Raw genomic sequence first — 4,047 nt, forward strand, 5'->3', positions numbered from 1 at the left:
GGTGCTGATACCCAGAGTCGAACTGGGGACCTCACCCTTACCAAGGGTGCGCTCTACCAACTGAGCCATATCAGCACGTCTGGAGCGGGCAGCGGGAATCGAACCCGCATCATCAGCTTGGAAGGCTGAGGTAATAGCCATTATACGATGCCCGCATCCTGAAACTCGGCTACCCAGTTCTTTCTGTAATAAAAAAGAGATTTCTCTCTTTTTTATTCGAGCTGATTAATTTTTTAACCAACTCAGGCGGCGATAACGCTGCCAGAAAGTGGTGGTGGGGGAAGGATTCGAACCTTCGAAGTCTGTGACGGCAGATTTACAGTCTGCTCCCTTTGGCCGCTCGGGAACCCCACCGGACTTGATGGTGCCGACTACCGGAATCGAACTGGTGACCTACTGATTACAAGTCAGTTGCTCTACCTACTGAGCTAAGTCGGCATCAAGTAGCGCGCATTTTATGGAGACATGCGCACTCATGCAACTAAAAAATTGCATAAAATGTTCTATCGCTCACATTTTGCGCTATACGACCGATAAATAATCTATTTCTTCTTCGAATTGAACAAATTTTCAACGTCAGCCGCGCTCCCTGAAGGCATTTTGCTCCAGCATGCAGTTATCAATAGAGAGAAAGTGCATCTTTATACATCTGGAATAGCCGTCACATTGCGTTTCAGGGGACGATTTTTTCTTATTATTCCCCCCCATCTGGTGTTACCCTCCTGCCCATTGTCCAAATTAACTGAAATGTGCGTGCCATTGCGTACCGGGGATGATTTCGTTTTTTACCGCAGACCTGATATAGCAATGACAGCCAGACCATGCGTATGAGTATAAAAGAGCAAGCGTTAACGTCGCCTTACCTACAGTTTGATCGCAACCAGTGGGCTGCGCTTCGTGATTCCGTGCCGATGACTCTGACCGAGGAAGAGATTGCTCGTCTGAAAGGCATTAACGAAGACTTATCGCTGGAAGAAGTTGCTGAGATTTATTTGCCATTATCGCGTTTGCTAAATTTTTACATCAGTTCGAACCTGCGGCGTCAGGCTGTGCTGGAGCAATTTTTAGGCACCAACGGCGAGCGTATTCCTTATATTATTAGCATTGCTGGCAGCGTCGCCGTCGGCAAAAGTACGACTGCACGTGTGTTGCAAGCGTTGCTGAGTCGCTGGCCCGAGCATCGTAAGGTTGAGCTGATCACTACTGACGGTTTTCTTCATCCTAACCAGGTGTTGAAAGATCGTGGGCTCATGAAGAAGAAAGGCTTTCCTCAGTCCTATGATATGCACCGTCTGGTTAAATTCGTTTCCGATCTAAAGTCTGGCGTCCCCAACGTTACGGCACCGGTCTATTCTCATCTGATTTATGATGTGATCCCTGATGGCGACAAAACCGTTGCCCAGCCCGATATATTAATCCTCGAAGGGCTCAATGTATTACAAAGCGGGATGGACTATCCTCACGATCCACATCATGTATTTGTTTCTGACTTTGTCGATTTTTCTATTTATGTGGATGCGCCAGAAGAATTACTCCAGACGTGGTATATCAACCGCTTCCTGAAATTCCGCGAAGGGGCATTTACCAACCCAGACTCTTATTTCCATAACTATGCGAAATTGTCGGAAGACGAGGCAATCAACACGGCTACATCACTGTGGAAAGAAATCAACTGGTTGAATTTAAAACAAAATATTTTACCAACGCGTGAGCGAGCCAGCTTAATCATGACGAAAAGCGCCAATCATGCCGTTGAGCAAGTCAGATTACGAAAATAAAAAAATAAAGGGGAGCCATAGCTCCCCTTCTTATTATTCAGCGCTTCTAAGCGATATTTCCCCACCCATCCAGGGTTTTATCACGCCATTTTGTTCGAGTAGTAATGCACCTTGCGCATCTATTCCACGAGATACGCCAAATATTTCTTTATCACCAATAATGAGTTTAACAGGGCGGTCGATAAAGTTATCCAGCGCCCTCCAGCGGGACAAATACGGCGCCAGGCCCTCATGCTCAAACAGAACCAAAGCAGCGCGCAGCTCGCGGATCAGTCGGGCAGCCAGAGTATTGCGGTCAATGGTAATACCCGCTTCCTGCAGATTAATCCAGCCTTGATTAACCACATTCTCCTCAACCCGACGCATGGACATGTTTATACCCGCCCCAATAACAATCTGTGCGGCATCGCCCGTTTTTCCGGTGAGTTCAACCAGGATCCCTGCCAGTTTACGGTCGAGTAAATAGAGATCGTTCGGCCATTTAACACGCACTTTATCCGCGCCCAGATCGCGTAAAACCTCAGCCATGACAATACCAATCACCAGGCTCAGGCCAATCGCGGCTGCCGGTCCTTGTTCCAGTCGCCAGAACATTGAAAGGTACAGATTGGCGCCAAAGGGAGAGAACCATTTACGTCCACGACGACCACGACCGGCCTGCTGATACTCAGCGACGCAGGCATCCCCTGACTCCAGTTGACCAATTCGATCCATCAGGTACTGATTGGTTGAGTCGATAACCGGTAGGACCGTTATATTCCCGCCATCCAGCTGAGAATAAATAAGTGATGAATCTAATAGCTGGATAGGTTCAGGTAAGCTGTATCCTTTACCAGGGACAGTAAATACATCAACACCCCAGTCACGTAGCGTCTGGACATGTTTATTGATTGCCGCACGGCTCATTCCCAGCTTTTCACCGAGTTGCTCACCAGAGTGAAATTCGCCATCGGCTAATAATGAAATAAGCGTCAGGGGGACGGTATTATCCTTCATGCAACGATCTCCACGGCATTCACTTCACCCAGTGGGCCAATAAACCGGACTTCCGGTTCAAGCCAGACATTGAATTTCTCACCGACTTTTTGGCGTACGTGATGCGCCAGCTGCACCACATCCTGACTCGTAGCATGGCCTGCATTGATCAGCACCAGTGCCTGCTGCTGATGTACAGCTGCGCCACCAATGCGCATGCCTTTTAGCTGACATTGATCGATAAGCCAGCCAGCAGCCAGTTTCACAGAGCCATCAGCCTGCGGGTAATGAGGTGCAGTCGGGAATTTCGCCAGGAGCTCCTGCGCAATGTCCGCGGTGACAACCGGGTTTTTAAAGAAGCTCCCCGCATTACCGTTTACTTTTGGATCGGGCAGTTTTGTGGTGCGCATATGGCAAACAGAATCAAAAACCTGCCGAGGCGTTACCGTGGCAGGATCAAGACGCGTCAGGTCACCGTAAGTGAGAACGGGTTGCCACTGTTTAGGTAAGCGCAGACCAACAGCTACAATCGCGAAACGATCCTGGTACTCATGTTTGAAGATACTGTCGCGGTAACCAAATCGGCATTCTGCGGCGCTGACACGCAGATGTTTGCCGGTCGAAAGCTCTACGCAGTCCACGTATTCACAGACGCGCCGCAGTTCTACGCCATAGGCACCAATATTCTGGATTGGCGATGAACCTACGCAGCCGGGGATCAGCGCCAGATTTTCCAGCCCGGGCATGCTTTGCTGCAGCGTATGCTCTACCAGATGATGCCAGTTTTCACCCGCGCCTACGTGCAAATGCCACGCATCAGGTTGTTCTGTAATCGCTATTCCCTTGATACGGTTGACGATCACCGTTCCATGGAAGGCATCAAGAAACAGGACGTTACTCCCTTCGCCCAGGATTAGCACTGGATGATGTGATGCATTGGCTGATTGCCAGGCATTTAGTAGTTGTTGCTCATTTTCGACACAGACAAGCACATTAGCGTGTTGATCGATACCGAAGGTGTTCCAGGCTTTAAGGGAGTGATTCATAGACGCTTTCCTGATGCAAAATCGCGCTTAGTTTACCGTATATGCAGCAGGATGGCTTGTTTTATGGAAGCTTAGGAGCAACCGATGAGGCTGCAATCACAATCAGAATAAGGTTTACAGGCCCCGTATCCGGTAATAACAGACGTTGGCCGGATTAGGCGGGAGGCCACCTCCGGCAGTTTTCACTCCCTGCAGACGCAAAAAAGCCCATCCGGCAGGATGGGCTTCTTCACTTATTTGATGCCTGG

The 4,047-nt window shown here is 49.2% G+C and carries 3 protein-coding genes, 4 tRNA genes and 1 pseudogene; 2 read left to right on the plus strand and 6 right to left on the minus strand.

Annotation, left to right across the window (positions count from 1 at the left end; all coding sequences use genetic code 11):
- Nucleotides 1–2: 2 nt before the first annotated feature.
- The 4 genes from N0B36_RS24230 to N0B36_RS24245 form a co-directional block, all read right to left on the minus strand.
- Nucleotides 3–75, minus strand: a tRNA-Thr gene (locus tag N0B36_RS24230).
- Nucleotides 76–80: 5 nt separating this feature from the next.
- Nucleotides 81–155, minus strand: a tRNA-Gly gene (locus tag N0B36_RS24235).
- A 114-nt stretch (nucleotides 156–269) separates the two neighbouring features.
- Nucleotides 270–354, minus strand: a tRNA-Tyr gene (locus N0B36_RS24240).
- Between the two features lie 8 nt (nucleotides 355–362).
- Nucleotides 363–438: transfer RNA gene (locus tag N0B36_RS24245), tRNA-Thr, on the minus strand.
- Nucleotides 439–457: 19 nt separating this feature from the next.
- Here N0B36_RS24245 and N0B36_RS24250 point away from each other — a divergent pair.
- Nucleotides 458–538: pseudogene (locus tag N0B36_RS24250) on the plus strand (hypothetical protein); the annotation flags it as partial.
- A gap of 289 nt (nucleotides 539–827) precedes the next feature.
- Complete coding sequence (gene coaA, locus N0B36_RS24255) at nucleotides 828–1,778, plus strand: type I pantothenate kinase (protein ID WP_003031107.1); 951 nt, start codon at nucleotides 828–830, stop codon at nucleotides 1,776–1,778.
- Nucleotides 1,779–1,811: 33 nt separating this feature from the next.
- Here coaA and birA read toward each other — a convergent pair whose 3' ends face one another.
- Together birA and murB are read right to left on the minus strand one after the other, a co-directional pair.
- Nucleotides 1,812–2,774 (minus strand): bifunctional biotin--[acetyl-CoA-carboxylase] ligase/biotin operon repressor BirA, encoded by a 963-nt coding sequence (gene birA / locus N0B36_RS24260; protein WP_047498825.1) that lies wholly within the window; start codon nucleotides 2,772–2,774, stop codon nucleotides 1,812–1,814.
- Nucleotides 2,771–3,799 (minus strand): UDP-N-acetylmuramate dehydrogenase, encoded by a 1,029-nt coding sequence (gene murB, locus N0B36_RS24265; protein ID WP_049282959.1) that lies wholly within the window; start codon nucleotides 3,797–3,799, stop codon nucleotides 2,771–2,773. Before murB ends, birA begins: the two co-directional genes overlap by 4 nt.
- Nucleotides 3,800–4,047 lie beyond the last annotated feature (248 nt).

Source organism: Citrobacter sp. XY323, from assembly GCF_025106035.1.
Lineage (GTDB): Bacteria > Pseudomonadota > Gammaproteobacteria > Enterobacterales > Enterobacteriaceae > Citrobacter > Citrobacter braakii.

Coding starts and splice junctions, on each gene's coding strand:
- coaA (WP_003031107.1), top strand. CDS start 828: ATGAGTATAAAAGAGCAAGCGTTAACGTCGCCTTACCTACAGTTTGAT.
- birA (WP_047498825.1), bottom strand. CDS start 2,774: ATGAAGGATAATACCGTCCCCCTGACGCTTATTTCATTATTAGCCGAT.
- murB (WP_049282959.1), bottom strand. CDS start 3,799: ATGAATCACTCCCTTAAAGCCTGGAACACCTTCGGTATCGATCAACAC.